Origin of the sequence: Demequina maris, assembly GCF_000971155.1 — a bacterium.
GTDB lineage: Bacteria > Actinomycetota > Actinomycetes > Actinomycetales > Demequinaceae > Demequina > Demequina maris.
On record NZ_BBLX01000002.1, the window covers coordinates 115323 to 141082 of the forward strand.

20 protein-coding genes and 1 tRNA gene are annotated in these 25760 nt (G+C 73.6%); 13 read left to right on the forward strand and 8 right to left on the reverse strand.

What is annotated here, in order from left to right:
- Nucleotides 1-139 precede the first annotated feature (139 nt).
- Entirely contained in the window at nucleotides 140-4333 is a 4194-nt protein-coding gene (locus AOM02_RS02780) for a PDDEXK-like endonuclease domain-containing protein (RefSeq protein WP_062296424.1), read from the forward strand.
- Between the two features lie 15 nt (nucleotides 4334-4348).
- Here the strand turns inward: AOM02_RS02780 and AOM02_RS02785 are convergent, their stop codons facing one another.
- Nucleotides 4349-4555 carry an FmdB family zinc ribbon protein gene (locus AOM02_RS02785; RefSeq protein WP_062311061.1) on the reverse strand — a complete coding sequence of 69 codons (207 nt, stop codon included), beginning with the start codon at nucleotides 4553-4555 and terminating at the stop codon, nucleotides 4349-4351.
- Between the two features lie 9 nt (nucleotides 4556-4564).
- Nucleotides 4565-5194 carry a 5-formyltetrahydrofolate cyclo-ligase gene (locus tag AOM02_RS02790; protein ID WP_062296426.1) on the reverse strand — a complete coding sequence of 210 codons (630 nt, stop codon included), beginning with the start codon at nucleotides 5192-5194 and terminating at the stop codon, nucleotides 4565-4567.
- Nucleotides 5195-5284: 90 nt separating this feature from the next.
- On the opposite strand from AOM02_RS02790, the gene AOM02_RS02795 reads away from it, so the two are divergent.
- The 4 genes from AOM02_RS02795 (at nucleotide 5285) to AOM02_RS02810 (ending at nucleotide 10327) form a co-directional block, all read left to right on the forward strand.
- Nucleotides 5285-6487: a molybdopterin molybdotransferase MoeA gene (locus AOM02_RS02795; protein ID WP_062296428.1), complete on the forward strand. Its 1203-nt coding sequence runs from the start codon at nucleotides 5285-5287 to the stop codon at nucleotides 6485-6487.
- On the forward strand, nucleotides 6487-7065 hold the full coding sequence (locus AOM02_RS02800; protein ID WP_228372653.1) for a GNAT family N-acetyltransferase: 579 nt from the start codon (nucleotides 6487-6489) through the stop codon (nucleotides 7063-7065). The genes AOM02_RS02795 and AOM02_RS02800 overlap by 1 nt, the downstream gene beginning before the upstream one ends.
- A 52-nt stretch (nucleotides 7066-7117) precedes the next feature.
- The gene (locus tag AOM02_RS02805) at nucleotides 7118-8092 is read left to right on the forward strand and encodes a hypothetical protein (RefSeq protein WP_062296430.1); all 975 of its coding nucleotides are present in this window, start codon (nucleotides 7118-7120) and stop codon (nucleotides 8090-8092) included.
- Nucleotides 8093-8434: 342 nt separating this feature from the next.
- Nucleotides 8435-10327, forward strand: coding sequence for a pectate lyase-like domain-containing protein (locus tag AOM02_RS02810; RefSeq protein ID WP_062296432.1), 1893 nt, complete (start codon nucleotides 8435-8437; stop codon nucleotides 10325-10327).
- A 54-nt stretch (nucleotides 10328-10381) separates the two neighbouring features.
- On the opposite strand, the gene AOM02_RS02815 is transcribed toward AOM02_RS02810, so the two are convergent.
- Both AOM02_RS02815 and AOM02_RS02820 read right to left on the reverse strand, forming a co-directional pair.
- Nucleotides 10382-11701 (reverse strand): glycosyltransferase, encoded by a 1320-nt coding sequence (locus tag AOM02_RS02815; protein ID WP_062296434.1) that lies wholly within the window; start codon nucleotides 11699-11701, stop codon nucleotides 10382-10384.
- A gap of 10 nt (nucleotides 11702-11711) precedes the next feature.
- A complete protein-coding gene (locus tag AOM02_RS02820; RefSeq protein ID WP_062296436.1) occupies nucleotides 11712-13922 on the reverse strand; it encodes a glycoside hydrolase domain-containing protein in 2211 nt (736 codons plus the stop codon).
- Nucleotides 13923-14151: 229 nt separating this feature from the next.
- Between AOM02_RS02820 and AOM02_RS02825 the strand changes: the two genes are divergently transcribed.
- Nucleotides 14152-14227: transfer RNA gene (locus AOM02_RS02825), tRNA-Ala, on the forward strand.
- A gap of 36 nt (nucleotides 14228-14263) precedes the next feature.
- Here AOM02_RS02825 and AOM02_RS02830 read toward each other — a convergent pair.
- Complete coding sequence (locus AOM02_RS02830) at nucleotides 14264-15544, reverse strand: cation:proton antiporter domain-containing protein (protein ID WP_062296438.1); 1281 nt, start codon at nucleotides 15542-15544, stop codon at nucleotides 14264-14266.
- Between the two features lie 144 nt (nucleotides 15545-15688).
- Here AOM02_RS02830 and AOM02_RS02835 point away from each other — a divergent pair, with 144 nt between their 5' ends.
- The gene (locus AOM02_RS02835; protein WP_062296886.1) at nucleotides 15689-16480 is read left to right on the forward strand and encodes a transglutaminase-like domain-containing protein; all 792 of its coding nucleotides are present in this window, start codon (nucleotides 15689-15691) and stop codon (nucleotides 16478-16480) included.
- Nucleotides 16481-16488: 8 nt separating this feature from the next.
- Here the strand turns inward: AOM02_RS02835 and AOM02_RS02840 are convergent, their stop codons facing one another.
- From AOM02_RS02840 to AOM02_RS02850, 3 genes are read right to left on the reverse strand one after another with little or no spacing between them, the layout of a single operon-like run.
- A complete protein-coding gene (locus AOM02_RS02840) occupies nucleotides 16489-17643 on the reverse strand; it encodes an acetyl-CoA C-acyltransferase (protein WP_062296440.1) in 1155 nt (384 codons plus the stop codon).
- Complete coding sequence (locus tag AOM02_RS02845) at nucleotides 17640-18281, reverse strand: CoA transferase subunit B (protein ID WP_062296442.1); 642 nt, start codon at nucleotides 18279-18281, stop codon at nucleotides 17640-17642. Before AOM02_RS02845 ends, AOM02_RS02840 begins: the two co-directional genes overlap by 4 nt.
- Nucleotide 18282: 1 nt before the next feature.
- Entirely contained in the window at nucleotides 18283-18978 is a 696-nt protein-coding gene (locus AOM02_RS02850) for a CoA transferase subunit A (protein ID WP_062296444.1), read from the reverse strand.
- A gap of 117 nt (nucleotides 18979-19095) precedes the next feature.
- Here AOM02_RS02850 and AOM02_RS02855 point away from each other — a divergent pair, with 117 nt between their 5' ends.
- The 6 genes from AOM02_RS02855 to AOM02_RS02880 all read left to right on the forward strand — a co-directional run bounded on the left by AOM02_RS02855 (nucleotide 19096) and on the right by AOM02_RS02880 (nucleotide 25753).
- Nucleotides 19096-19878: an IclR family transcriptional regulator gene (locus tag AOM02_RS02855; RefSeq protein ID WP_228373758.1), complete on the forward strand. Its 783-nt coding sequence runs from the start codon at nucleotides 19096-19098 to the stop codon at nucleotides 19876-19878.
- A gap of 201 nt (nucleotides 19879-20079) precedes the next feature.
- Entirely contained in the window at nucleotides 20080-21024 is a 945-nt protein-coding gene (locus tag AOM02_RS02860; RefSeq protein WP_062296888.1) for an ABC transporter permease, read from the forward strand.
- A complete protein-coding gene (locus tag AOM02_RS02865; protein WP_062296446.1) occupies nucleotides 21021-21977 on the forward strand; it encodes an ABC transporter permease in 957 nt (318 codons plus the stop codon). Before AOM02_RS02860 ends, AOM02_RS02865 begins: the two co-directional genes overlap by 4 nt.
- Nucleotides 21978-22027: 50 nt before the next feature.
- Nucleotides 22028-23605 (forward strand): ABC transporter substrate-binding protein, encoded by a 1578-nt coding sequence (locus AOM02_RS02870; RefSeq protein ID WP_062296448.1) that lies wholly within the window; start codon nucleotides 22028-22030, stop codon nucleotides 23603-23605.
- A gap of 85 nt (nucleotides 23606-23690) precedes the next feature.
- Nucleotides 23691-24698, forward strand: coding sequence for an ABC transporter ATP-binding protein (locus AOM02_RS02875; protein WP_062296450.1), 1008 nt, complete (start codon nucleotides 23691-23693; stop codon nucleotides 24696-24698).
- Nucleotides 24695-25753 (forward strand): ABC transporter ATP-binding protein, encoded by a 1059-nt coding sequence (locus AOM02_RS02880; protein WP_062296452.1) that lies wholly within the window; start codon nucleotides 24695-24697, stop codon nucleotides 25751-25753. Before AOM02_RS02875 ends, AOM02_RS02880 begins: the two co-directional genes overlap by 4 nt.
- Nucleotides 25754-25760: the final 7 nt, after the last annotated feature.

Sequence of the window (25760 nt, forward strand, 5' to 3'; positions counted from 1 at the left end):
TGTCGGCTGCACAAGTCGGCGCGCACTGTCTCTTTTTCCGGTCTGTCCGGGATGCGTGGACGATGCGCGTCGCGGGTGGGCCCGGCGGGCGGCGGCGTGGTGCGCGGAAGCGCCGTGACCGGACCGTTACCGTAGGACGGTGGTCGACTACATCGGGCGCGCGCTCGTCGCGGACGCCCTGCGCGAATGGAGGGAGCAGCTCCAGCAGCTGGCGACCGTCTCGCCGCTGCGGGACCTCGCGCTGAGCGAGACGACCACGGTGGACCTGCGGGGCTCGCATCCCGGCGGGCTGGCCCCGCTGTTCGCCGGCCGCGCCACCTCTCTCGGCGTCCTCATCCGCGACCCCGAGCTGTACGCGCAGGCGCTCCACCGCATCCGCCTCATCCGCGAGAACGCCGAGCGCGTCAAGGCCGCGACCGGCGTGTGGACCGCCGCGATGGTCATCGGCACCGTCGCGTGGGACGAGGACGGCCGCCGCCGCGAGATGCCGCTCGTGATGCGCCCCGTCCACTTCGAGCCGGCGCGCCAGGGCGACGTCCTGCTCACCATGCTCGACGAGGTCGCGGTCAACCCCGTGTTCCTCACCGAGGCGCGCGACCGCGGCGTCGACACCGGCCTCGCCGGCTTCCTGCCGCAGGCCGGCCCGGGCCTCGAGTTCGACCCGCGCCCGCTGTGGCAGCACGTCCGCACGCTCGGCGAGGCGTTCCCCGGCATCGAGGTCGTGGACCGCCTGTTCGTGGGCGCGTTCGACGACCCCGAGCAGCGCCTCCTCGACGACCTCGACGACATGGACCCCGTCATCGGCGCGTCCGACATCCTCGCGGCCACCGCGGGCGACCAGGACGCGCAGGCGCTGCTCGCGCAGCCGCTCCCCGCCTTCCCCGTGGGCGACCGCGACCCGTTCGCGGAGCGCGGCGTCGGCGACCTCGACGACGTCGAGTTCGCCGCGCTCGACCTCATCGCGACCGGCCGCTCGGTCTTCCTGCAGGCGCCGCCCGGATCCGACCCGGTGGGCGCCGTCGCGGCCATCGTGGCCGATGCGGCGGCCTCCGGTCGCGCCGTCATGGCCGTGGGTGGCACCGAGCAGTCGGTGCGCGCGGTCGCGAAGCGCCTGGACCGCGTCGGCGTGTCCGAGGCGTACGTGTCCGGCGCGGTGGCGTCGTGGAACGAGACCGCCCGTCGCCGCCTGCTGACCTCGATGACGATGGGGGTCGAGGACGTCGAGGACGAGCGCCTGCGCGCGGCGGGCGAGAGCCTCCTCACGGCGCGCCACGAGCTCGAGACGCGCCTCGACGCGCTCCACCGCCCGCATCGTCCCTGGGACGTGAGCGCGTACGACGCCGTGCAGGCCGTCGTGCGCCTCATCTCCACCTCCCCCGCGCCCCAGACCCAGCTGCGCCTGGGCGCCGAGGCCGCCGCGCTGGTCGCCGAGCACGGCTTCGCGTCCGTCGCGCAGGCGATCGTCGAACGCCTGCGCCCCGACGCCGCGCCCGAGGAGCCCGCGCCCACGACCTCGCAGGCGACGACCGTGCTCGTGCCGTGGTGGTCCGAGGTGACGGACGACGCCGAGGAGGGCGCCCGCCTCGACGAGGCGCTCGCGACCCTCGTGGTGCGCCACGTGCCCAAGATGCGCGCCGAGGCGCAGATCGCGGCGCACGAGACCGGGATGGACGAGGCGCCCACGATCGCCGCGTGGGCCGACCAGGTGGGCCTCTTCACGGACCTGCGCGCGACGCTGGAGATCTTCTCGCCGGCGGTCTTCCACCGCTCGCTGCACGACCTCGTCGCCGCCACGGCGCCCCTCGGCACCCCGCAGGCCGGCGCGCTCGCGCGCCGCGACCGTCGCGCGCTCCGCCGCCGCGCCGTCGAGCTGCTGCGCCCGGGGCGCACCAAGGACGACCTGCACGAGAACCTCGTCGCCGCGCACGCGCAGGCGCTGCGCTGGCGCGCGCACTGCTCGGCCGGCGGCTGGCCCCTCGTGCCCGACGACTTCGACCTCTACGCGGACCGCATCGAGAACGTGCTGCGGCTGTGGTCGCGACTCGCGGGGCCGGTCGCCCAGGTCTCCGGCGAGGACGACCTGCTCGACCAGCCGTGGGAGCACGTCCGCGAGGTGCTCGAGCGGCTCGCCGAGGGCGTGCCCGGCACGCTCGAGGCGGCCGAGGCGGTGCCGGTCGAGCGCGACCTCGAGTCCGCGGGCCTGGGCCCGCTGCTGGCCGAGCTGGCCGCGCGGGACGAGGCCGACGCCTCGCCCGAGCAGGTGCGCCGCGACCTCGAGTTCGCGTGGTGGGCCTCGGCCTTCGACGCGATCGTGTCCGCGGACCCGCGGCTCACGGAGGAGGGCGCGGTCGGCCGCGTCGTCGAGCAGTTCCTGGTGCGCGACCGCGAGTTCTCTGAGGCCCGCGTGGGGCCGCTCATGCGCGCCGTCGCCGAGCGTCGCCGCATCGCGATCGCCCGCCACCCCGACTTCGCGCGCGACCTGTTCGCCACGCTCGTCGAGGGCGCCGATGCGCCGTACCGCGAGCTCTGGCGCGACCACCAGCCGCTCGTGAGCGCCCTGCGCCCCATCACGCTCGCGACCGCCGAGCAGGTGTCACGCCTCGCCCCGCCGACGCGCTGCCTCGACGTGGCGGTCGTGTTCGGCGCCGAGTCCCTCGCGCTCGCGGAGACCGTCCCGACGCTCGCGCGGGCCCGCCAGGTGGTCGTTGTCGGCGACGCCGAGTCCGCGACCCGCAGCGCCGTCGCGGTGTTCGCGCAGATGCTCCCGCGCGTGCCGCTGCACGCGCTGCCGCAGCCGCGCGACCCGCGCGTCACGGGCGTGCTCGGCACGCTCGCGTACGGGCGCTCGCTCAGCTCGCTGCCGTCCGCCGGCATCCCGCACGCGCTCGACGTGACCGTGCTCGACGCGACCGGCTCCGCCGCCGCGGGCGAGCGCGCCGTCGAGTCCACGCATGCCGAGGTCGCGGCCGTGATCGACCACGCCGACCGCGTGGTCCACTCGATGCCGCGCCGCACGCTCGCGATCGTCGCGGGCAACGAGCTCCACGCGGCCCGGATCCGCGACACGCTCGACGAGCGCGGCGCACGCCTCGCCGAGGCCGTCACCGTCGTGACGTTCGGCAACGCCGCGGGCCTCGACGTCGACGAGGCGATCCTCACCCTCGGCTACGCCCGCGACGCGCAGGGCACGCTGCCTGCGCGGCTCGGCGCGCTCTCGGAGGAGTGGGGCGCGCAGGCGCTCGCCCAGGCGGTGGTCGCGAGCCACGAGCGCCTCACGGTCGTCACCGCGCTGGGCGCGGACGACCTCGCGGCGATCGCCGAGGGCGCCGAGGCCGACGCGATCGACGGCCTGCGCGAGCTCGTGCTCGCGGTGGCCACCGAGCCGGTTCCGCCGGAGCGTCCCGAGCCCGCGCCGGGCGACTGGCTGCTCGCCGACATCGCCGGCCGCGTGCGCGCCGAGGGCTACGCGGTGCACGTGCGCTACGGCGCCGGCGCCGACGCGATCCCGCTTGTGGTCGGCGGTCGTCACGACCGCGGCTACCGCGTCGCGGTCGTCACGGACGAGGCGGCGCGCACCGGCTCGGCCAGCGTGCGTGATCGCATGCGCCACCAGTACGCGAGCCTCGAGGCGCTCGGCTGGACCGTCGTGTCCCTGTGGACGCTCGACGTGTTCATGGACCCCGAGGCCGCCGTCGCCGCGATCGTCGACGCGGTCGAGCGCGAGAAGGCGCCGCTCGTGTGGGAGCAGCCCACCCTGGACCTCGGCGTCGAGACGTCGGAGATCCGCGTGCCCGCGGAGGACGTGTTCGACCTCGACAAGGTCGACGACGTCACCGGCGCGATCCCGGAGCTGCGGGCCGAGGAGCCCCCGGCCGCGCCCGTCGAGACCCCGGCCGAGCCCGAGGCGCCGGACGTCACTCTCGGCATCTCGGTGATGCTCGCGGAGCAGATCCTCGCCGACAAGGTCGAGACGCGCGCGCTGCAGCAGGTGCAGGCCGAGCTCGACTTGAAGGGCGCCGCCGACGAGGCGGACGATGAGCCCATGACCGACGAGATCGTCGAGACCGACGAGACCGATGCGCGGGAGCCGGAGGAGCCCGAGGCCGAGGCCGCCGAGCCCGAGTCCGACCAGGACGAGGCGCCTGCCGAGACCGACGCGACCGACGCATCGTCCCTGCCCTCGCCGCCGCCCATCCGGCCGGCGTCGCGCGGCTCCGGCCGCCCGCTCATCCCGACGCGGGCGAGCGAGGACCTCGACGAGGGCTGGGGCGGCTCGCACGGCGGCTCGAGCCGCGACGAGGAGATCAAGCGGGAGCGTCCGCCGCACTGGTGAGCGGCGGTCGGGGGATCAGGAGGCGCTGGAGGCGGTCTTCGCGTCCGAGCGCGAGTCCGTGCGGTAGAAGCCCGAACCCTTGAACGTCACGCCCACCGAGCCGAAGCGCTTGCGCACGGGCGCGGTGCACTCGGGGCACTCGGTCAGCGCCGCGTCGTGGATGGACTGGACCGCATCGAACGCGTGATCGCACGCGGTGCACGCGTAGGAGTACGTAGGCATGCGCACATTCTACGCGGGGAGCGGGAATGCCCCCTCGGGTGTGATGACCATGTCCACGCCGAGGTCGTGACGCTCGCGCGGCAGGGGCGCCGCGCCGGCGTCGTGGACCTCGTTCGCGAAGGTGAGGGCCACCACGGGTGCGGCGGGCCGGGCGTCCATGAGCGCGCGGTCGTACCAGCCGCCGCCCTGACCCAGGCGGGTGCCCGCCGTGTCCACCGCGAGGGCCGGCACCACGATGACGTCGGCCTCGGCGAGCGCCGCCGACGGGAGGAAGTCACCGCTGGGCTCGGGCGGGCGCCCCGGGGCGCGCTCGATCAGGTCCTCGACGCCGCGATAGACGCCCCAGCCGCGCTGCAGCCCGTCGCCGAGCAGCGGGATCAGCACCTTGATGCCCCGGCGGTGGAGCGCCTCGATGAGGAGGTCCGTGCCGGGCTCGTGCGCGCGGGAGGCGTACACGGAGACGCAGCGCGCCTCCTGGATGCTGGGGAGGGCGAGCACGAGGTCGCGAAGGGCGGCGGCCGCCTCGTGGCGCCGCCTCTCGCTCCGCTGGAGCCTCTCGCGTCGGATGCTCGCCCTCAGGTGCGCCTTCGCCTCGTCCGGTTCGAGTGCGCGCAGAGAGCTGTCGGACATCGGCGTCATGGGCACCATTGTGCCAAAGATGAGTAAATCTTTGTTCCAACTCCGGGCATGTCCCTAGGCTCGGCACATGTGTCGAGCAGGAGGTCGCCTGTGCTGAGCCGGACCCTCGAGGAGCACCGCGCCGCGGTGACGAACGCGCTGGCGCCCATCCCGCCGCTCACGGTCCTCGTGGGCGACGCGGCGGGTGCGACCCTCGTCGAGCCGTTGGTCGCGACGGCGCCCCTGCCCGCGTACGACATCGCCGCATGGGACGGCTACGCGGTCCGCGCGGCCGACGTCGCCGGCGAACCCCTCCCCGTCGCGCACGACGTGTCCTTCGCCGACCACGGTCCGCGCACGCATCTGCCCGGCACGGCCGCGCGCGTCGCGTCCGGGATGGCGGTCCCCACGGGCGCCGATGCGGTGGTGCCGCTCGTCGCGACGGACGGGGGAGTGGCGCGCGTCGCGGTGCACGCCCCGGTCCGCGCCGGGGCCGGGGTCCGCCGCGCGGGCACCGACGCCGAGGCGGGGCGCATGGTCGTGCCCGCGGGCCGGCGCCTGGGCGGCCGCGAGCTCGCGCTCGCCGCGTCGCTCGGCCACCCGCGCCTCACGGTGCGGCCGGTGCCGCGCGTCGTCGTGGTCGCGACCGGCAGCGAGCTCGTCGACCCCGGCCGCCCCGGCGTGCCCGAGGCCACGGGCCACCTCATCGCCGTCGCGGCGCGCAACGCCGGCGCGCACGCGTACCGGGTGGGCCCCGTCCCCGACGACCGTCCCACGCTCCGCACCGCGATCGAGGACCAGCTCGTGCGTGCGGACCTCCTCATCGTCACCGGCGGCCTGAGCGCCGGCAGCCACGACACGGTGCTGCAGGTGCTCCAGGACCTCGGCACGGTCGACGACGTGCGGCTCGCCCTCGAGCCAGGACCCCACCATGCGTTCGCGATGCTCGGCGAGGAGGGCGCGCGCCAGGTGCCCACGATCGCGCTGCCCGGCGCGCCCGCGGCCGCCGCCCTCGCCTTCGAGGCGTACGTGCGGCCCGCGCTGCGGCGCATGTGCGGCTTCACCGAGGTGGTCCGGCCGGGCGTGCGCGCGCGGCTCGACCGCGGCTGGCCGTCGCCGGCCGGCGTCACCCAGGCGGTGCCGGTGCGGCTGGGCCTGGATTCCTCGGGCACCGTCATCGCGAGCCCCGCCTGCGAGCCGGGCGACGTGACGCTCGCGGCGCTCGGCGACGCCGACGGCATCGCGTGGGTCGACGCCGCTGCGACCGCGGTGCGCGAGGGCGACGTGCTCCGGTGCACCGTCTGGGACGACTGATGGCGCGCGACCTCGTGCTCGACGGGGCCGGGCTGCGGCTGCGGCCGCTGACCGCGCGCGACGAGGACGAGTGGATGCGGCTGCGGCAGGACAACCGCGACTGGCTGCGTCCGTGGGAGGCCACCGTGCCGCCCGAGGTCGCCGCGACCGACATGTCGTTCCGCGCGTTCGTGCGGCAGGAGCGGCGCCAGCGCCGGCTGCTCGAGGCGTTCCCGCTCGCGATCGAGGTCGACGGCGCGCTCGCGGGCCGGGTCGTCATCGCGGGCATCCAGTGGGGCGCGCAGCGGTCGGGATCGCTCGGGTACTGGATCGCGCAGGACCGGGCCGGCCTCGACCTGGTGCCGCGGGCCGCCGCGCTGCTCACCACGCATGCCTTCCGGGTGGGGCTGCACCGGGTCGAGATCGCGATCCGGCCGGAGAACGCCGCCAGCCGGCGGGTGGCCGAGAAGCTCGGCTTCGTCGAGGAGGGCCGGCGGCGGTCCTACCTCTACATCGACGGGGGCTGGCGCGACCACGTCATCTTCGCGCGGACTCAAGACGACCCTCGTACCGGACGATATTGGGGTGTCGGCGGCTGACACGCCGGGCGCGTTGCGGCGCTCGCGGGCGGCACGGCCGTAACGTCGTGCCATGCCTCCCGCTGGACTGCTCGCGATCATCGCCCTCGGCATGGTGCTCGCCTACGTCATCCCCCAGCGGATCCGCGAGCGCGCCGACTACGCGCTCGTGAGGACCGAGGACCGGTACTCCGCTGAGATGCGCGTGGTGAAGACCACCGCGTCCCGCGTCGAGAAGCCCATCGACCGCGCGTCGACCGACTCGGGCGAGGTCCCGCTGCTCGTCACCGGCGCCGCGCGTGCCTCGATCGCCTCGCTCGGCGCGGACGCGATGTCCCGCCCCGCGGGCCCGATCGACAAGGCCGCCACCGCGGCCCAGCGCCAGCTCATCGCGATGCGCAGCGACCGTGCCTCCGCGCTGGCCGAGCGCCGTGCCCGTGCCCGCCGTCGCGCCCGCGTCGCGCTGGGCGTGACCCTGCTCGCCACCACCGCGTGGGTGCTGGTCGCGTTCGGCCTGGCGCACGCCGTGGTCGGCGCGATCGCGACCGCGGTGCTCGCGGGCGTGCTCGTCCAGGGTGCCCGCGCCGCCGCCGCCCAGCGCCGCGTCGACGCGCGTCTCGCGCTCGTCGCCCGCGAGGTGGGCGCTGCCGCGACCGCGACGCAGGCGCTGCGCAAGGTCACCGCGGACCGTGCGGCCGGCCTCGAGTCGCAGCCGTCCGACGTCGCGACGCAGGCCATCAAGATCGTCACCTCCGTGGACCTTGCGCCGCTCGCGGCGCCCGCGCCGATGCCGTTCGCGAAGGTCACGGCCTCGGTCGAGCCGGCCCCGCCGGCCGTCGAGGAGTCCGCGGCGTGGAGCCCCCGCGAGCTGCCCGCCCCGAGCTACACGCTCAAGGCGGAGGTCCGGCCCGCGCAGGCCCGCCCGCTCGACACGGGCGACATCGCCGCGGCCTCGTACCGCGCCGAGGAGGGCGAGGGGGCGCCGGCCGCCCCCGCGACCGGATCGCTCGACGCGATCCTCGCCCGCCGCCGCAGCGCCTCGGCCTGAGCCGCCCGGTTCGACGCATCGTGCTCTGAGCCGCGCCGCCACCTCGCAGCGCGCCTCGGCCTGACGGCCAGGACGGTCCGCACCCCCACCTGACGCAACCGGCGTACGGGAGCGGGGACGATGCGCATCGTGCCTGGTCGCGGCTACCGGCGCCGATCTCATGCGCCGGTTCGGTGCGGGCGCGGGCGGCCGAGGACGGGCGACGACCGGCGAGGAGGCGCGGGAGCGGGCCGCCGCCGACCCACCCGACCCTTCCCGTTGCGACCCTCTCCGGACATGGTTACTGTCCTGTCAGTAATGGACAAGGATGTCCATTGCACCTCAAAGGAGAGGAAACGCCGCATGACGCATCACCCGACCGGCCGGTTCCGCCGAGGCCTCGCCCTCGCCGCCGGCGTCACGCTCGTCGCGGGAGCGGCGGTGGCCGCACCGGCCGCCGCGGCCCCGCCGCAGGACATCGACCCGACGGCGCCCGACCTGGGCCCGAACGTGACGATCATCGACCCCACCATGACCACCGCCGAGATCCAGGGGATCGTCGACGACCTGGTCGACCAGCAGCGCGACGCCGAGATGACCACGGCGCGCCACGCCGTGCTCTTCCTGCCGGGCGAGTACGGCGCCCCCGGCGCCCCCCTCCAGATCGAGGTGGGGTACTACACCGAGATCGCGGGCCTGGGCGCGATGCCCGACGACGTGACCATCACCGGCAAGGCCGACGTCTACAACCGCTGCCTCGGCGACGACGCGAACCCCAACTGCATCGCGCTGGTGAACTTCTGGCGCACCCTGTCCAACCTCGCCGTCCACGTCGACGGCACCGGCCAGGACGGCTGCCGCGCGAGCGGCAACTTCTGGGCCGTCTCGCAGGCGGTGTCGATGCGGCGGGTCGACATGTCGGGCGGGAACCTCACCCTGATGGACTACTGCACCGCCGGCCCGCAGTACGCCAGCGGCGGGTTCATCGCGGACTCGCGCCTGCCGTTCACCATCAACGGCTCGCAGCAGCAGTGGCTCACCCGCAACAGCGAGGTGGCCGGCTGGAGCAACGGCGTCTGGAACCAGGTCTTCGCCGGAGTCGTGGGCGCACCGGGCGACGCGGCCTTCCCCGCCGAGCCGTACACGACGCTCGACACCACCCCGCTCAGCCGGGAGAAGCCCTACCTCTACGTCGACGACGACGGCGTCTACCAGGTGCGCGTCCCGTCCGCGGCGCGCGACACCGCGGGCATCAGCTGGGCCGACGGGATGACGCCCGGCCGCTCGATCCCGATCGACGAGTTCTACATCGCCCGCCCCGGCGACAGCGTCCAGGAGATCAACAACGCCCTCGCCCGGGGCCGGCACCTGCTGCTCACGCCCGGCGTCTACGACATCGCGCGCAGCATCGAGGTCAAGCGTCCCGACACCGTCGTCCTCGGCATCGGCCACGCGACCCTCACCGCGGTGGGAGGCGCGACGCCGCTGCGCGTCGCCGACGTCCCCGGCGCGATCGTCGCGGGGGTCACCATCGACGCGGGCGAGACGCTCTCGCCGGTCCTGCTCGAGGTGGGCAAGAGGAACGGCACGAACGGGTCCAATGCCCGTGCCGCCGCCGACAACCCCACCACGCTGTCCGACGTGTACTTCCGCGTCGGCGGCCCGCACATCGGCCGCACCGAGACCGCCCTCGTGGTCAACAGCGACGACGTCCTCATCGACCACACCTGGGTGTGGCGGGGCGACCACGGCGTCGAGGGCTTCACGGAGGGCGTCAACGGCGACACCGACCGGTGGGCGACCAACACCGGCCTCGACGGCGTGGTCGTCAACGGCGACCGCGTGACCGCGACCGGGCTGTTCGTCGAGCACTTCCAGCGCTACAACACGCTCTGGAACGGCGAGGACGGCACGGTGGTGCTCTACCAGAACGAGCTGCCCTACGACCCGCCCACGCAGGCCGACTGGACCCAGCCCGACGGCACCCTCGGCTACCCGGGCTACAAGGTCGCCGACGACGTCTCGACGCACCGCCTGTACGGCGCGGGGGTCTACGTGTTCAACCAGAACAACCCGGAGATCCTGACCGCCAACGGCTTCGAGGTGCCGGAGGTGCCGGGCGTGCAGCTGCACCACCTCATGACGGTCAACCTCAGCGCGGGGACCATCGAGCACGTGGTCAACGGCGTCGGCGACGCCGCCGACATGGACCACGTGGGGGCGCCGGCCTACCTCGTCGGCTACCCGGCCCCCTAGGGGACGATGCGGGGCCCCGGTCGCCCGAGAGCGGCCGGGGCCCCGTCGTGCCACCTACGCGCGGGCACGCACCTTGCGTCGGGCCGGTGCGCCCACGGGCGCCGCGCCGGGCAGCATCGCGAACAGCCGGTCGAACACGTTGACGCGGTCGAACTGCATCGCGTGCTCGCGCGCGCGGCCCTCCCACCACTCGGCATCCGCCTCGTCCATGCCCGCGGCGCACACGTTCAGCGCCACGGTGAGCGCGGACGGGTCGCCGGAGGGCACCACCACGGCCGTGTCGCCCACGGCCTCGAGGATCCCGCCCGTGTCGCACGTGATGACGGGGCCGCCGCCCGCGAGCATCTTCTCGACCAGCGCGATGCCGAAGGTCTCCGTGAACTCCGGCGCCGGCTTCGAGGGCAGCGCGTAGGAGGTGCAGGCGGCCATGAGGTGCGGCTTCTCGTCGTCACCCACGTCCTGCAGGAAGACGATGCGGTCGCGCGCCGCGGTGCGGGACGCCACCTCCTGGAAGTACGGCAGGTCCGGACCCCGGCCGGCGATCACGAGCGTCTGGCTCTCGCACGCCTCCGAGGCCGCGAAGCCGCGGATGAGGTCGTCGACGCCCTTGGCCTTCTGCAGCCGCGACAGGTACAGCACGAACTCGCCGCGCCGCAGCCCGCGGGAGGCGAGCACCCGGTCCGTCTCCGCATCGTCCAGCGACAGGTACGCGGACGTGTCGATGGCCGGGTACGAGATCCGCACCCGCTCCTCGCACTGCGCCGCGAAGGCCGTGCCGTACATCGCGTCGAGCTCCGCCGCCGACGCCACGATGACGTCCTTGGTGTACTGCGACACCGCGACGCACACGTCCTGGCTGAGGTAGGTCGACAGCACCGCGGCCGCCGCCCCGAACTCGCCGTGGTCCACCGCGGAGCGCACCACGTCGGTGATGTCCGAGCCGACCGCCTCCGCGATCGTCGTGACGTTGACCGGCAGGCCGGTCGACTGCGCGATCCGCAGCGCGTCCGCCACCGCGGTGGTGTGCGGGTGGAGGTACAGCGACATCGCGACGGTCGGCACGCCGTCCGTGAAGAGCTCCACGAGGCGCCCCACCATGCCGGCCAGGTAGCGGCCGTCGGGGATCTTGTAGCCGCCCACCGGCCCCGGGCGCTCGACGGTGATGCCGGGGGAGTAGGGAAGGACGGTGTCGAGCGGCTTGAGGGGCAGGCCGGTCTCCTCGAGGCGATCGAGCGGCCAGGTGACGATGCGTACATCGTCGAAGCCTCGGGTGAGCGCGACCTCGGCGAGGTTGCGGGCCTCGCCCGAGTGGCCGCAGATGACGGGGTCGGCCCTGACGATGATGACGAGCCTGCGGTTGACCTCGGTGTTCATGACACCTCCTTCACGGGAGCAGCCCCACGGTGGGGCGGGGGGTGGAGGGCGGACGCTGCTTGCGTCCCCAGTCGCTCGGGGAGTCCCCGAGCACGAATCGCAGCTCTCCGCCCAGGTGGAGCTCGGAGCCTGCGATCCAAGACGACTCGACGGGGGACCCGTCGAGGGTGACCGACCGGACGTACTGCACCGGTCCGCCGGGCCGGGGCTCCGTGAAGCCCTCGGTGACGATGTGGAGCTCTCCGCGCGCCATGCGCATCCTCGCTGAGGCGAAGGCGGGCGGGTGAAGCAGGAACAGGCTCTGCCCTGCGACGGGGAACAGCCCCAGGCTGGCCCAGACGTACCACGACGATAACCCGCCCGAGTCGTCGTTACCAGGGAGTCCTCCGCGACCGGGCCCGAACATCTGGTGGACGATGCCGTGGACCACCTCCGCGGTCCGGTCCGGACGGCCCGCGTAGTGGTAGGCCCAGGGGGCCTCCATGTCGGGCTCGTTGTTGAGGCCCTCGAAGCGGCCGAGCGAGTAGCCGGCGACCATCTCCCCCGCGGACGGGCGCTCGCCGGGCTGCGTGACCGGCTCCGCGCCGTAGCCGAAGAACCGGTCGAGCATCTCCACGAACGCGTCGTCGCCGCCGGCGAGCTCGATGCGCGCCGCCATGTCGTGCAGCAGGCGGAACGAGTAGTTGTAGCGGGTGCCCTCGTAGTACGTGGACTCCTTGAGTAGCCCGGTCCGCGGGTCGAACGCGTTGCGCCAGCGCCCCGCCAGCTCGACGTCCTCGCCAAGCTGCGCGCGGTCGCCCAGCAGCTCGGCGACCACGCCGGCGCACCAGTAGCCGTACGCGAGGTCGAGCGTGTGGCTCATCGGCTGGGCGTAGCCCTGGAGCAGGAACTCCTCGCCATACGCGCGGCGCAGGTCCGTCTGCATGTGCACCAGCGCCCAGTCCCAGTCGATGCCGTGGACGCCGAGGTGCGCGAGGTCAGCGAGGAGCGTGTGCACGAGGGCGCTTCCCTGCCGGCTGAAGCGGTCCGAGCCGCGCGCCATGCGGTAGCCGATGGGCAGGTTGCCCTCCTGCTCCGCGATCGTGAGCATCGCGTTCGCGAACTCCACCACCCGCTCCGGCATGAGCGCGGTGAGCAGCGGCAGCTGCGTCCGGTAGATGTCCCACATGGTCGACACGTCGAAGACGAACGGCCCCTTGGCGCCCCAGAAAGGGCTCTCGTCGGGGGCGAAGCAGGGCTTGATGAGCGAGTGGTAGACCGCGGTCGCGAAGACCTCGCGCCGCGCATCGTCCTCCGTCTCGACGCTGATGGCGTCGAGCAGCCCCCGCCACGTCTCGCGCGTGCCCGCGAGCCGGCTCGCGAAGGTGCCCAGCTCGCCCAGGTCCTTGCGGAGGTTGGCGCGGGCCTGCTCGACGCCGCGCAGCGAGAAGCCGATGCGGAGCTCGACGGTGCGGTCGGGCGCCGCCGCGCCGATCCACATGAGGCCGAACGGCCGCAGCGTCGACGGGCGGATCGAGTCGAGGTCGAGGCGCGTGCCGGCCTGCATGAGGCGGCTGTCGTACCAGAGCATCTGGCGCCAGTCCTCGGCGTCGCACTCGATGTAGACCGCGAGCGGCACGCCCTCGACGACGATCTCGCCCTGCACGACGCCGGGCTCGACGGACTCGAGCCGCGCGCGCAGCGGGAGCGTCGCGCCGTACGGGATCTCGAGGCCGCCGAGCGAGAAGTCGACGACCAGGCGGGCCGAGGGGTGCTCGGGGAACGTGTAGCGGTGCACCACGGACTTGGGGCCGGCGGCGAGCTCGGCCTCGATGCCGTTCTCCATGACCGCGTGGTAGTAGCCCGGGTGCGCCTCCTCGTCGACGATCTCCCACGCGCGGTCCAGCTCGTCGAGCGGCTCGAGCATGGGCGTGACGCGGAAGTAGTTGTAGTACTTGCGGATCGCGCCGGTGCCGGACTGTTGGAAGTGCGTGAACCCGGAGGCGACGTTCCGGTCGTGCAGGCGCGTGGGCACGCCCTCGGTGGAGAGGTCGTACAGGCCGTAGCCGGTCGGGTAGGCGCCGGAGTAGGCGCACGCGGACACCATGCCGAGCGGGTAGCAGGCGCCGGGGTGCGTGTTGCCCACCTGCGGCTTCGGCCACCACCAGGTCGCGGCGATGCCCGTCGGGGCAGGGAGCGAGGTGGCCTCGGTCCCGATGAACGGATCGACGTCGTCGTACACGGCGGCACCTCCTTCCCGAAGCCTGCTCCTGACGAGCGGGGGCCGCACATCGTCGTGAGGCCTTGGAGTGACGGTAGGTGCCGCGAATGTCACCGTTATTGCGCGATTGTGACGAACTCTTTAACTTTTGCCCGGACTTTGCCGGGACGATGCGGCGGCGGAGGCGGTCGCGAGAGGCCGCGGGATGTACGTGCGGCCCCCGGAGAGGTGCTAATCTATTCGAGCACTTGGGGCTGTGGCGCAGTTGGTAGCGCGTCTCGTTCGCAATGAGAAGGTCAGGGGTTCGATTCCCCTCAGCTCCACCAGTGAGAAGGGGCCCGCCGGCAGGCGGGCCCCTTTCTTCATGTCCGATCGGCCGCGGGCAGGTGCCCGCGCCTCGCCTGCGGCGCATCCGCGTCGCCGGGCTCCGGCGCGGCGGAGGACCGCGCCGCCGCGGGCCCCGCGGTCGCGCCGTGGAGGAGGACGCTGAGCAGCACCGTGAGCGCGACCACCGCGATGGCCTGCGCGACCAGGGGGTGCTGGGACTCCGCGAGCTCCTCGACGGCGATCAGCGCGAACACCACCGAGGCGAGGCCACGTGGGCCGAACCAGCCCAGGAAGAGCACGTGCCAGGGAGGCAGGCCCGCGCCGACGAGCGCGAGGGCCACGGGCAGCATCCGCAGCACGGTGAGCGCGAGCACCGCGTAGAGGACGGTCCAGCCGTTCGCGTCGGCGAGGATGACGGGGATCAGGCCCGCGCCGAACAGGAACCACACCCCCAGCGCGAGGAGCTCGCCGCCGAGCTCCGGCAGCACCACGTCCGCCTCGGTGTCCACGAGGTCCTTGGCGGCGACCGCGCTGAACGCCAGACCGGCCGTGAACGCGGCGATGAAGGCGTTGGCGCCCGCGGCCTGCGCGAGCCCGAATGCGCCGACCGCGAGCGACAGCACGGCGATCCGGCGCGCTCCCGGTGTGGTCCAGCCGCGCCGCGTCGCGACGGTGGCGGCCCACCCGCCCATCACCCCGACGGCCACTCCCGCGCCCGCGCCCACCCCGAGCTCGCGGACCACGGTCACGAACGCGACGGACTCGGTCGCCGACGTGAGGCCCAGCGCGCTCGCGGTCAGCACCACGCCCACCGTGACCACGGGCGTCGCGATCCCGTCGTTGAGCCCGCTCTCGACGTTGAGCGACCGGCGCAGGAGCAGCGGGATGCGCCGGTCCTCGATCACGGGCGCGCTGAGCGCCGCATCGGTGGGCGCAAGGGCCGCCCCGATGAACAGCGCCAGCGCCCACGGCATGTCCGGGCCGAGGAGGAAGGCCGCGGCGGTGCCGAGCACGATGGCCAGCGGCAGCCCGATGCCGAGCAGCCGCAGCGGCACGGCCGCCTGGCGCCGCAGCGCGCGCAGGTCGATGCGCGACGCGTCGGCGAACAGCAGCATCGCGAGGGCGAGCTCCGCCACCGCGTGGGCCGACCGCGTCTCCACGTCGATGGCGAGCGGCCCCCACCACGGGTTGCCGAGCAGGAACCCGACGAGCGTGAAGAGCATGGGACCGGTGAGGTTGTGGCGGGAGAGCGCGCCCGACAGGAACGCCCAGGCGGCGATGAGCAGCGCCAGCGCGGTGATCGACGTGGCGTCCATAGGCCGACGCTACGGCGCTGCGGGCATCCCTACCAGAGGGAACGCCTCACCTCCGCGGGGTCGGTCCGCGAGCAGCGCGCCGCGCTCGGTCGAGAGGGCTCCCGTCGGAGCCGACGGTGCTCGCTTCGATGAGAGCATGTGACCATGCTGCGCACGCTCCAGTCCTCCCTCGTGCTCGAGGCCTCCGGCCCGGCACGTGTGGTGCTCTCGGTCGCCGCCTCCGGCGCGCGGCCCGAGGAGGAGACCCTGACCGTCGAGGTCGACGGCGAGCCCGTCGCCGTGCGCGAGCTCGTGGACCACCACGGCTCGCGCCTCCACGAGCTCGACGTCGACGGAGGGCGCATCGACGTCTCCTACCGCGCGACCCTCGAGGGACGCCATGACCCGGTGCCCGTGACGGACCTCGATCACCTCCGCTACCTGAGGCCCAGCCGCTACTGCGAGTCCGACACCCTGCACCCGATGGCCGTCGCCGAGGCGGGGGACCGCACGGGCCATGACCTGCTCGAGTTCGTCTCGAGCTGGGTGGGGACGCAGCTCGCCTACGTGTCCGGATCGTCGCGCCCGACCGATGGCGCCGTGGCGACCGTGCTCGCCCGTCAGGGCGTGTGCCGCGACTTCGCGCACGTGGTCGTGGCGCTGCTGCGCACGCTGGACGTGCCCGCGCGCGTGGTGTCCGTGTACGCGCCGGGACTCGAGCCCATGGACTTCCACGCCGTCGCGGAGGCGCTCGTCGACGGCGAGTGGTGGGTGGTCGATGCGACCGCCCTCGCGCCGCGACAGACGATGGCGCGGATCGCCACCGGTCGCGATGCGGCCGACACCGCGTTCCTCACCACCATCGGCGATCCGGTCGAGCTCGTCTCGATGGAGGTCGGCGCCGTCGTGGACGATCTTCCGCGCGACGACGTGCGGGAGCGGGTCCGCCTGGGCTGACGCTCCGCCTACAGGGCCTCGAGCAGCACCGCCGATCCCTGCCCGCCGCCGCCGCAGATCGCGGCGACGCCGAGCGCGCCCGAGCCGAGGCCCGCGAGCGTGCGCGCGGCGTGACCGACGATGCGCGTGCCGGACGCCCCGATGGGGTGGCCGAGCGCGATCGCGCCGCCGTGCGGGTTGACGATGCGCGGGTCGAGCCCGAGCCGCGAGGCCGAGGCGACGGCCACCGCCGCGAAGGCCTCGTTGATCTCCGCGGTCGCGAGCTCCGCGGCCGCTCGTCCGGCCTTGGCCAGCGCGACCTCGGCGGCCGCCGCGGGCTGGTGGTGGAGCGACACGTCCGGACCGGCCACGAAGGCGGTCGCGAGGATCCGCGCCAGCGGGCGCTCCGCGAGGCCCTCGCGCGTGAGCACGATGGCCGCCGCGCCGTCCGTGATCTGCGAGGCGTTGCCCGCGGTGATCGTGCCGCGGCCGCCGAACGCGGGGCGCAGCCGCGCGAGCGACTCGACCGTGGTGTCCGCGCGCAGGCCGTCGTCCGCGACCACCGCATCGTCCCTGCGCGGGGGTGTCAGCGGCGCGATCTCCTCGGCCTGGATCGCGGCCGACGCCGCGAGGCGGCGGTGCGACTCGGCGGCCCAGGCGTCCTGCTCCTCGCGCGTGAGCGCGTGCCGCTCGGAGTGCTCCTCGGTGGACTCGCCCATCGAGCGCCGCTCGAAGGCGTCCGACAGGCCGTCGTGCGCGAGGGTGTCGAGCATCTCGATCGCGCCGTAGCGCGCCCCGAGCCGCGAGCCCACGTACGCGTGGGGCGCGAGCGACATCGACTCCTGGCCGATCGCGAGCACCACGTCGGCCTCGCCGGAGGCGATGAGACGCGCACCCTGCGACACGGCCTCCGTGCCGGACAGGCACACGACGTTGAGGGTGGCGGCGGGCACGGTGAGCGGGACCCCGGCCGCGACGGCGGCCTGGCGCGCGGGGTTCTGGCCCGCGCCGCCCTGGAGCACCTGGCCGCCGACGACCTGGTCGACGCGGTCGGGCGCGATCCCGGCCCGCTCGAGCGCGGCCGCGGCGGCGTGCGCCCCGAGCGCGGTCGCGGGGATGCGGGCGAACTGCCCGCAGTACTTGACGAAGGGCGTGCGCGCGTAGCCCGCGATGACGACGCTCACGCGGGCACCTCCACGCGCACGGGGGCGCCGGTGGCCTCCGCGACCTGCTCGAAGGTCACCCCGGGCGCGAGGCGGCTGAGGACCAGCCCGCGCTCGTCGATGTCGAGCACGCACAGGTCGGTGACGATGCGGTCGACCACGCGGACACCCGTGAGGGGCAGCGTGCAGTCCTCGACGATCTTGGGCGCGCCGTCCTTCGCGACGTGGTCCGTGATCACCACGACCCGCTTGGTGCCCGCGACCAGGTCCATCGCGCCGCCCATGCCCTTGACGAGCTTGCCGGGGATGGTCCAGTTGGCGAGGTCGCCGTGCTGCGACACCTGGAGCGCGCCCAGGATCGCGGCGTCGACGTGGCCGCCGCGGATCATCGCGAAGCTCGTCGCCGAGTCGAAGAAGCTGCCGCCCGGCAGGACCGTCACGGTCTGCTTGCCGGCGTTGATGAGGTCCGCGTCCTCGTCACCCTCGATCGGGAACGGGCCCATGCCCAGCATCCCGTTCTCGCTCTGCAGCGTCACCGTCACGCCCGGCGGCAGGTGGTTCGCCACCAGCGTGGGGATGCCGATGCCGAGGTTGACGTACTGGCCGTCCTCGAGCTCCTCGGCGGCGATCGCCGCCATCTCGTCCCGCGTCCACCCCATGTCAGGCCTCCCTCGTGGTGCGCTGCTCGATGTCCTTGACCCGCGGCGTCGAGCGCACGAGCCGCTGGACGAAGATCCCGGGCGTCTCGACCGTGTCGGGGTCGAGCGGGTGCGGGTCGACGTGCTCGGACTCGACCAGCGTGATCCGGCCGGACATCGCCGCGAGCGGGTTGAAGTTGCGCGCGGTGAACCGGTAGCGGAGGTTGCCCGCGGTGTCGGCACGATGCGCCTTCACCAGGGCGACGTCCGCGACGATGCCGCGCTCCAGCACGTAGTCGAGGCCGTCGAACGACGCGGTGGGCTTGCCCTCCGCGACGGGGGTGCCCACGCCGGTGCGCGTGTAGAAGCCCGCGATGCCGGCGCCGCCGGCGCGCATGCGCTCGGCGAGCGTGCCCTGCGGCGCGAACTCGACCTCGAGGTCGCCCGCGAGGTACTGCTCCGCGAAGCGCCTGTTCTCGCCCACGTACGACGCGACCACCTTGCGCACCTGGCCGGACTCGAGCAGGATGCCGAGCCCCTTGCCGTCCACGCCCATGTTGTTGCTCACGATGGTGAGGTCGCGCGCGCCCGTGTCGCGCACCGCCTCGATGAGGTCGGTGGGGTTGCCGCTGAGGCCGAACCCCCCGACCGCGATGATCTGCCCGTCCCTGACGACGTCCCGCACCGCATCCGCGGCGCTGGGGTACAGCTTCCCCATGGTGCCTCCGACTCCGTTGTCTGACCACATCGTGGATAGATGGACGGTAGACCTGACGGGTGATTCGGGTCAATGAGCCCGCAGGATGTGGTCATCGGGGGCTAGGGTGTCCACTAAGTGGACGATGCGGGGGTCGCCGTGGCGGAGCAGGGGGCGCAGGTCGTGGCGCGCGTGGGCGCGGTGCTGCGCGTGCTCAGCGCGGCCGCCGGCACGCCCGCGTCCACCTCGCGCGTCGCCGAGGCGACGGGCCTCACCCGGCCCACCGCGCATCGTCTCCTTTCCGCGCTCGCGGGGGAGGGCCTGGTCGACCGCGACGCCGACGGCGGCTGGGTGCTGGGCCCCGAGGCGTACATCCTGGGCGCCGTCGCCGCCGACCGCTACGACATCACCGAGCTCGCGCGCGACGCGGTGCGCGCGGTCGCGCACGCGACGGGGGAGAGCGCCTTCCTGTCGGCGCGGCGCGGCGACGAGTCCGTGTGCCTGCTGCGCGAGGAGGGGTCCTTCCCCATCCGCTCGCACGTGCTCTACGAGGGCATCCGCTTCCCGCTGGGCGTCGCGTCCGCCGGGCTGGCGATGCTGGCGATGCTCCCCGAGGCCGAGCGCGAGGCCTACCTCGCGCGCGCCGACCTGGTCGCCGAGTGGGGTCCGGCCCACGCGACGGCCCCGCTGCGCGCGCGCCTGGCCGCGGGCCGCGCGACGGGCTACGTGGTCAACCCCGGGCTCATCGTCGAGGGCTCGTGGGGCATGGCGGCGGCGGTCTTCGATGCGGCGGGCCGGCCCGCGTGGGCGCTGTCGGCCACGGGCGTCGAGTCGCGCTTCGGCCCGGACCGGCAGGGCGAGATCGGCCGGGTGCTGCTCGAGCAGGCCCACGCGGTGACGCAGAGGCTCCGCGCCCGCTGACCCGCGCCCGCGGGATAGGTGACACCGTGTGTCATCCATGTTTCCGCTGGCACCCCCGCCGTGACACATGCGACACGCACGTGTCCGGTCGGTTAACGGTGGCCCGGACCTTCCCCGGCTCCGTGGTTCTTATCGGAACGGCCGCCTCCTTGAAGGATCGATGACGTCAACACACGTCGATCGAGAACCGAGGAGGTGACCGTGGCGAAGTACCTGGCCAAGCGGCTCGGATCGGCACTGCTCGTGCTGTTCGCGCTGTCCCTGCTGTCCTTCGGGATGGTGCGCCTGATGCCCGGAGACCCCGCGCTGCAGTACCTGAACATCGACAACCCGGACCCGAACCAGCTCGCGGAGATCCGCGCGGAGCTCGGCCTCGACCGGCCGTGGACCACGCAGTACCTCGAGTGGCTCGGCGGGGTGCTCCACGGCGACTTCGGCACCTCGCTGACGAAGTCGCAGGAGATCGGGACGATGCTCGGCGACCGGTTCCCGGTCTCGCTGCAGCTCGCGATCATCGCCGTCATCGTCGGCCTCGTCATCGGCCTCCCCAGCGGCGTCGTCTCGGCGGTGCGCCAGGGCACGCCCCTCGACGGACTCATCCGCGGCGGCTCGTTCATCGCGCTGTCCGTGCCGGCCTTCGCGATCGGCGCGGTTCTCATCATGGTGAACGCCTTCACCTTCAAGCTCCCGCTGATCGGCTACACGCCGTGGGAGAAGGGCCCCGTCGCCTCGGTCCTGTCGCTCCTGGTGCCCGCGCTGGTGCTGTCGCTCGCGATGTCCGCGGTGATCTCGCGCTACTCGCGCGGCACGGTGCTCGACACGCTCTCCCAGGACTACATCCGCACGGCCCGCTCGAAGGGCGTCCCGACCGGGCGCATCGTGCGCGGGCACGCGCTGCGGAACGCGCTCATCCCCGTGACCACGGTGGTCGGCATCCAGCTCGCCGCGCTGATCGGCGGCACGGTCGTGATCGAGAGCATCTTCCAGATCCCCGGCATGGGCTCGATGCTCATCGAGGCGATCAACAGCTCCGACTACCCGACCATCCAGGCCTGCGTGCTCGTGCTCGGCGCGTGCTTCGTGCTCATCAACCTCGTCGTGGACCTGCTCTACCCCGTCATCGACCCCCGGGTGCGTGCCTCATGATCAAGCTGAAGAAGAACGGCGCGCTCGTCGCCGGCATCGCGATCCTCGCCGGCCTCACGGTCTTCGCCGTCCTCGGCCCGCTGGTCGGCGGCTACGACCCGAACCTCACCACCGGCGGCCCGTTCGAGGGGCCCTCGGGCACGCACTGGCTCGGCACCGACAACATCGGCCGCGACAACTTCGTCCGCCTCGCGATCGCCACCCGCTACGCGCTCGTGATCTCGCTGGTGTCCTCGGTGATCTCGATGATCATCGGCACCAGCATCGGGCTCGTCGCCGGCTACGCGGGCGGCCGCCTCGACAACCTGCTCATGCGCGGCACCGAGATCATCATGGCGATCCCCGCGATCCTGTTCGCGCTCGTCATCCGCGTGATCATCGGCCCCGGCTTCCTGCCGCTCATCATCGCGATGGCGATCATCGGCGCCCCCGGCTTCGCGCGCATCATGCGCTCGCCCATCCTGGTGCTGCGCGACCGCGACTTCGTGGTCGCCGCCGAGATCGCGGGCGTCCGCAAGCCGTGGATCGCGCTCAGCCACCTGCTGCCGAACGCGACCACGCCGATGCTCGTGAACTTCGCCTCGACCGCGTCGCTCGCGGTGCTCATCGAGTCGAGCCTCAGCTTCCTGGGCCAGGGCGTGCAGGCGCCGGACCCGAGCGCCGGCCGCATGATCTCCGAGTCCATGCGCTACATGCAGCTCGACCCGCTGCTGATCGTGCTACCCGCGGTGCTCATCACGCTGCTCACCGTCGCGTGGAACCTGCTTGCGGACGGCGTCCAGATGGCGCTGTCGCCCAAGGCCGGCAACCTCGCCGTGCCCACCCGCGGCCGCCGCCGCAAGAAGACGTCCGGAGCGGCCGGCAGGGCCGCGACCGGCACGACGGTGGAGGCGGGCGAGCGTCCCGTGCCCGCCGACACCCCCCAGGACGAGGCGGCCCCGGCCCGGGTCTGACCCACCCGCCGCGCCCCGTCCCATCCCCATCCAAGGAGGAGACCCGCATCATGAGGACCATCACCCGAGGGATCGCCGCCACGGCCGCCGTGGCTGTGCTCGGCCTCTCGCTCGCCGCCTGCGCGAGCGGCTCCGAGACCGGCGCCGCCGAGTCGTCCGAGCCGCTGCCGGCCGTCGAGGGAGGCGCGCTCGTCTACGCGAGCGACGTCCAGCCGCTCGCCGGCGGGCTTGACCCGTACGTCGCGCAGGCCTTCGCGAACTCGAACGCGCTCGTCCAGATCTACGAGCCCCTGCTCGCCAAGGACGCCGACGGCACGGTCATCCCGTGGCTCGCCGAGTCGTGGGAGCAGGTCGACGACCTCACCTACACCTTCACGCTGCGCGAGGGTGTGACGTTCTCGGACGGCACGCCGCTGACCGCCGACGACGTGGTCTACTCGCTCGAGCAGATCCGCGCCTCGCAGGCCGGCGCGAGCTACTTCCCGACGGTGGACCAGATCACCGCGGTCGACGACGCGACCGTGCAGCTGACGACGCTGGTGCCGGACGCCACGATCCTCAACGTCCTGTCCTACCGGGGCATGGTCATCGTCAACCAGGCCTGGTACGAGGCCACCTCGGAGGAGGAGCGTCAGACCTCCGCGCTCGGCACGGGCCCGTTCGTGCTCGACGAGTGGCAGGACCAGGTCTCCATGACCTTCACCGCCAACGAGTCCTACTGGGGCGAGGGCCCCGAGGTCGACACGCTCGAGTTCGACTTCATCGGCGACGAGAACGCGCGCGCCGCCCAGCTGCGCCAGGGCTCGGGCACCGACATGGCCTGGTTCCGCGACCCGATCCAGGTCCAGTCGCTCGAGGCCGAGGGCTACACGGTCGGCGAGAACGCCGCGACCCGCTCGCTCACGATGTACGTCAACGCCTCCGACGGCCCGCTCGCGGACGTCAAGGTGCGCCAGGCCGTGTCGAAGGCCATGGACCGCCAGGCCCTCATCGACTTCGCGATGGGCGGCATGGCCGAGCCCAGCCTCGTGGTGCCGGTCGGCGACCCGTGGGGCATCGCGCCCGACGAGTCCACCCCGAACTACACGCACGACGTCGAGGGCGCCAAGGCGCTGCTCGCCGAGGCGGGCGAGACCAGCCCGACCATCACCCTCACCTACGCCTCGGACGCGGCCTTCGCGCTCGACGTGCCGATGGTCGAGGTGCTCAAGCAGCAGCTTGCCGAGGCCGGCATCACGCTCGAGCTCGTGGGCAAGCCCTGGACCGAGGTGCTGCAGTCCTACATCGGCGGCACCTGGACCGGCCTGGTCCTCGTCCCCGGCGTCTACATGCCGGACCCGTCGGCGTACTTCGCCACCGTCCTGACCCCGGGCCTGCCGATGGTCACCACGGTCGACGAGACCTCGCCCGAGGTCGCGCTGTACATGCAGCTGCGCTCGACCTTCGATGAGGCCGAGCGGGCCGAGGTCCTCGCGCAGCTCGAGGCCGCGGTCGCCGAGAACGTCAACGTGCTCGTCGCCTACACCGGCCCGCAGCGCTACGAGGTCTGGGGCGACACCGTGACCGGCTACGAGGTCGACCCGTACACCTACCGCGAGGGTCTCGCCACCACGGCGAAGACCTCCTGAACCCTCCGGCGGGCGGGCGGCTCCCCTCAGCCGCCCGCCCGCCGGGACCCCACCGCAACCCACGCACCAGTCAGAGGAGGACGCCATGACCGCGACGATCGCCACCACCGACGCGCTCGCCGTCGAGGACCTCAGCATCAGCTACGGCGGCGGCACCCCCGTCGTCTCCGGGGTCGACCTGCGGGTCGGGCCCGGCGAGATCCTGGGCGTCATCGGCGAGTCCGGGTGCGGGAAGTCGAGCATCGGCTTCGCCGTGCTGGGCCTCCTTCCCAGCACCGCCCGCGTCGAGGCCGCCCGCCTCGACGTCGGCTCCCGGCCCATGGGCGACGCCGACGAGGAGGACTGGAACGAGGTGCGCGGCCGCGTCGCCTCGATGGTGTTCCAGGAGCCGATGTCCGCGCTCAACCCGTGCATGCGGGTGGGCGCCCAGATCGCCGAGGTGCTGCTCGTGCACGGCCTCGCCGACAAGAAGGCCGCCCACGCCCGCGCGCTCGAGCTGCTCCGCCTGGTCCAGGTGCCCGAGCCCGAGCTGCGCGCCAGGCAGTTCCCCCACCAGATGTCCGGCGGCATGCGCCAGCGCATCGTCATCGCGATGGCCCTCGCCGCGAACCCGCAGCTGCTCGTCGCGGACGAGCCGACCACGGCCCTCGACGTCACCGTCCAGGCCCAGATCCTCGATCTGCTCGACCAGATGCGCCGCACCACCGGCGCGGGCGTGCTGCTCATCAGCCACGACCTCGGCGTCATCGCGCAGACCTGCGACCGGGTGGTCGTGATGTACGCCGGCGAGATCGTCGAGGAAGGCGAGCCCGCCGCGGTGCTGGCGAACCCCTCCCACCCGTACACCGCGGCCCTCGTCGCCTCGATCCCCACGACCACCACCGCGGCCCGCGAGGACCTGCCGATGATCGCCGGCGGCGTCCGCGACTCCGACCGTGCCACCGCCGGGTGCCGGTTCGCGGCACGATGCGCGTTCGCGACGGACGCGTGCGCCGCGCCCCAGCCGCTGGTGCAGGTGGCACCCGACCACACGGCCCGCTGCTGGCGCAGCACCGAGCTCTCTCTCACGACGCGCACGGAGGTGACGGCATGACCCTCACGGACCTCGACCTCACCCCCCGCCCCGAGCAGGCGGCGGAGCCGCTCATGACGCTCAACGGCATCCGCCAGGAGTTCCCGGCGTCGGGCGGGCGCACCGTGCACGCGCTCGACGGCGTCACCCTCGAGGTGCAGCGCGGGGAGACGCTCGGCATCGTCGGCGAGTCCGGCTGCGGCAAGTCGACGCTCGCACGCGCCGCGCTGCTGCTCCGCAAGCCCACCGCCGGCGAGATCCGCTTCGACGGGGCCGATGCGCTGGCCATGCGGGGCGGCCGCCTCCGCGCCCACCGTCAGCGCGCCCAGATGGTCTTCCAGGACCCCAACGACTCGCTCGACCCGCGCTACAAGGTGCTGCGCTCGGTCATGGAGCCGCTGCTCGCCGCGGGCGTGCCGCGCCGCGAGGCGAAGGAGCGGGCGCTCGCCGCCCTCGAGGCGGTCGGCGCGCCCGACGGCGCCGCGGGCCGCTTCCCTCACGAGTTCTCCGGCGGCCAGCGCCAGCGCATCGCGATCGCCCGTGCGATCGCGACCGAGCCCGAGCTCGTGGTGCTCGACGAGCCCACCAGCGCGCTCGACGTGTCGATCCAGGCGCAGATCCTCAACCTGCTCCTCGAGCTGCAGGAGAGCAAGCAGCTCACCTACATGTTCATCTCGCACAACCTCGCGGTGATCCGCCACCTCTCGCACCGGGTCGCGGTCATGTACCTCGGCCGCATCGTCGAGGTGGGGCCCGCGGCGCAGGTGCTCGCCGACCCGCTCCACCCGTACACGGCGGCGCTGCTGTCGGCCGTGCCGGACCCCGACGCGGGCAGGCGCGAGCGGATCATCCTCCAGGGCGACCCGCCGAGCCCCACGCAGCGGGCGACCGGCTGCGCCTTCGCGAGCCGCTGCTGGCTCGCCACCGAGAAGTGCCGGACCGAGGCGCCGCCGCTGGTCCACAGCGACGTCGCGGCCGATTCCCACGGCGGCCACCTCGTCGCCTGCCACCGTCCCGGCGAGGGCCAGGAGGCGCTGCGCCTCGGCCTGCGTCCCGCATCGTCCACCACCGTCTGAACCAAGG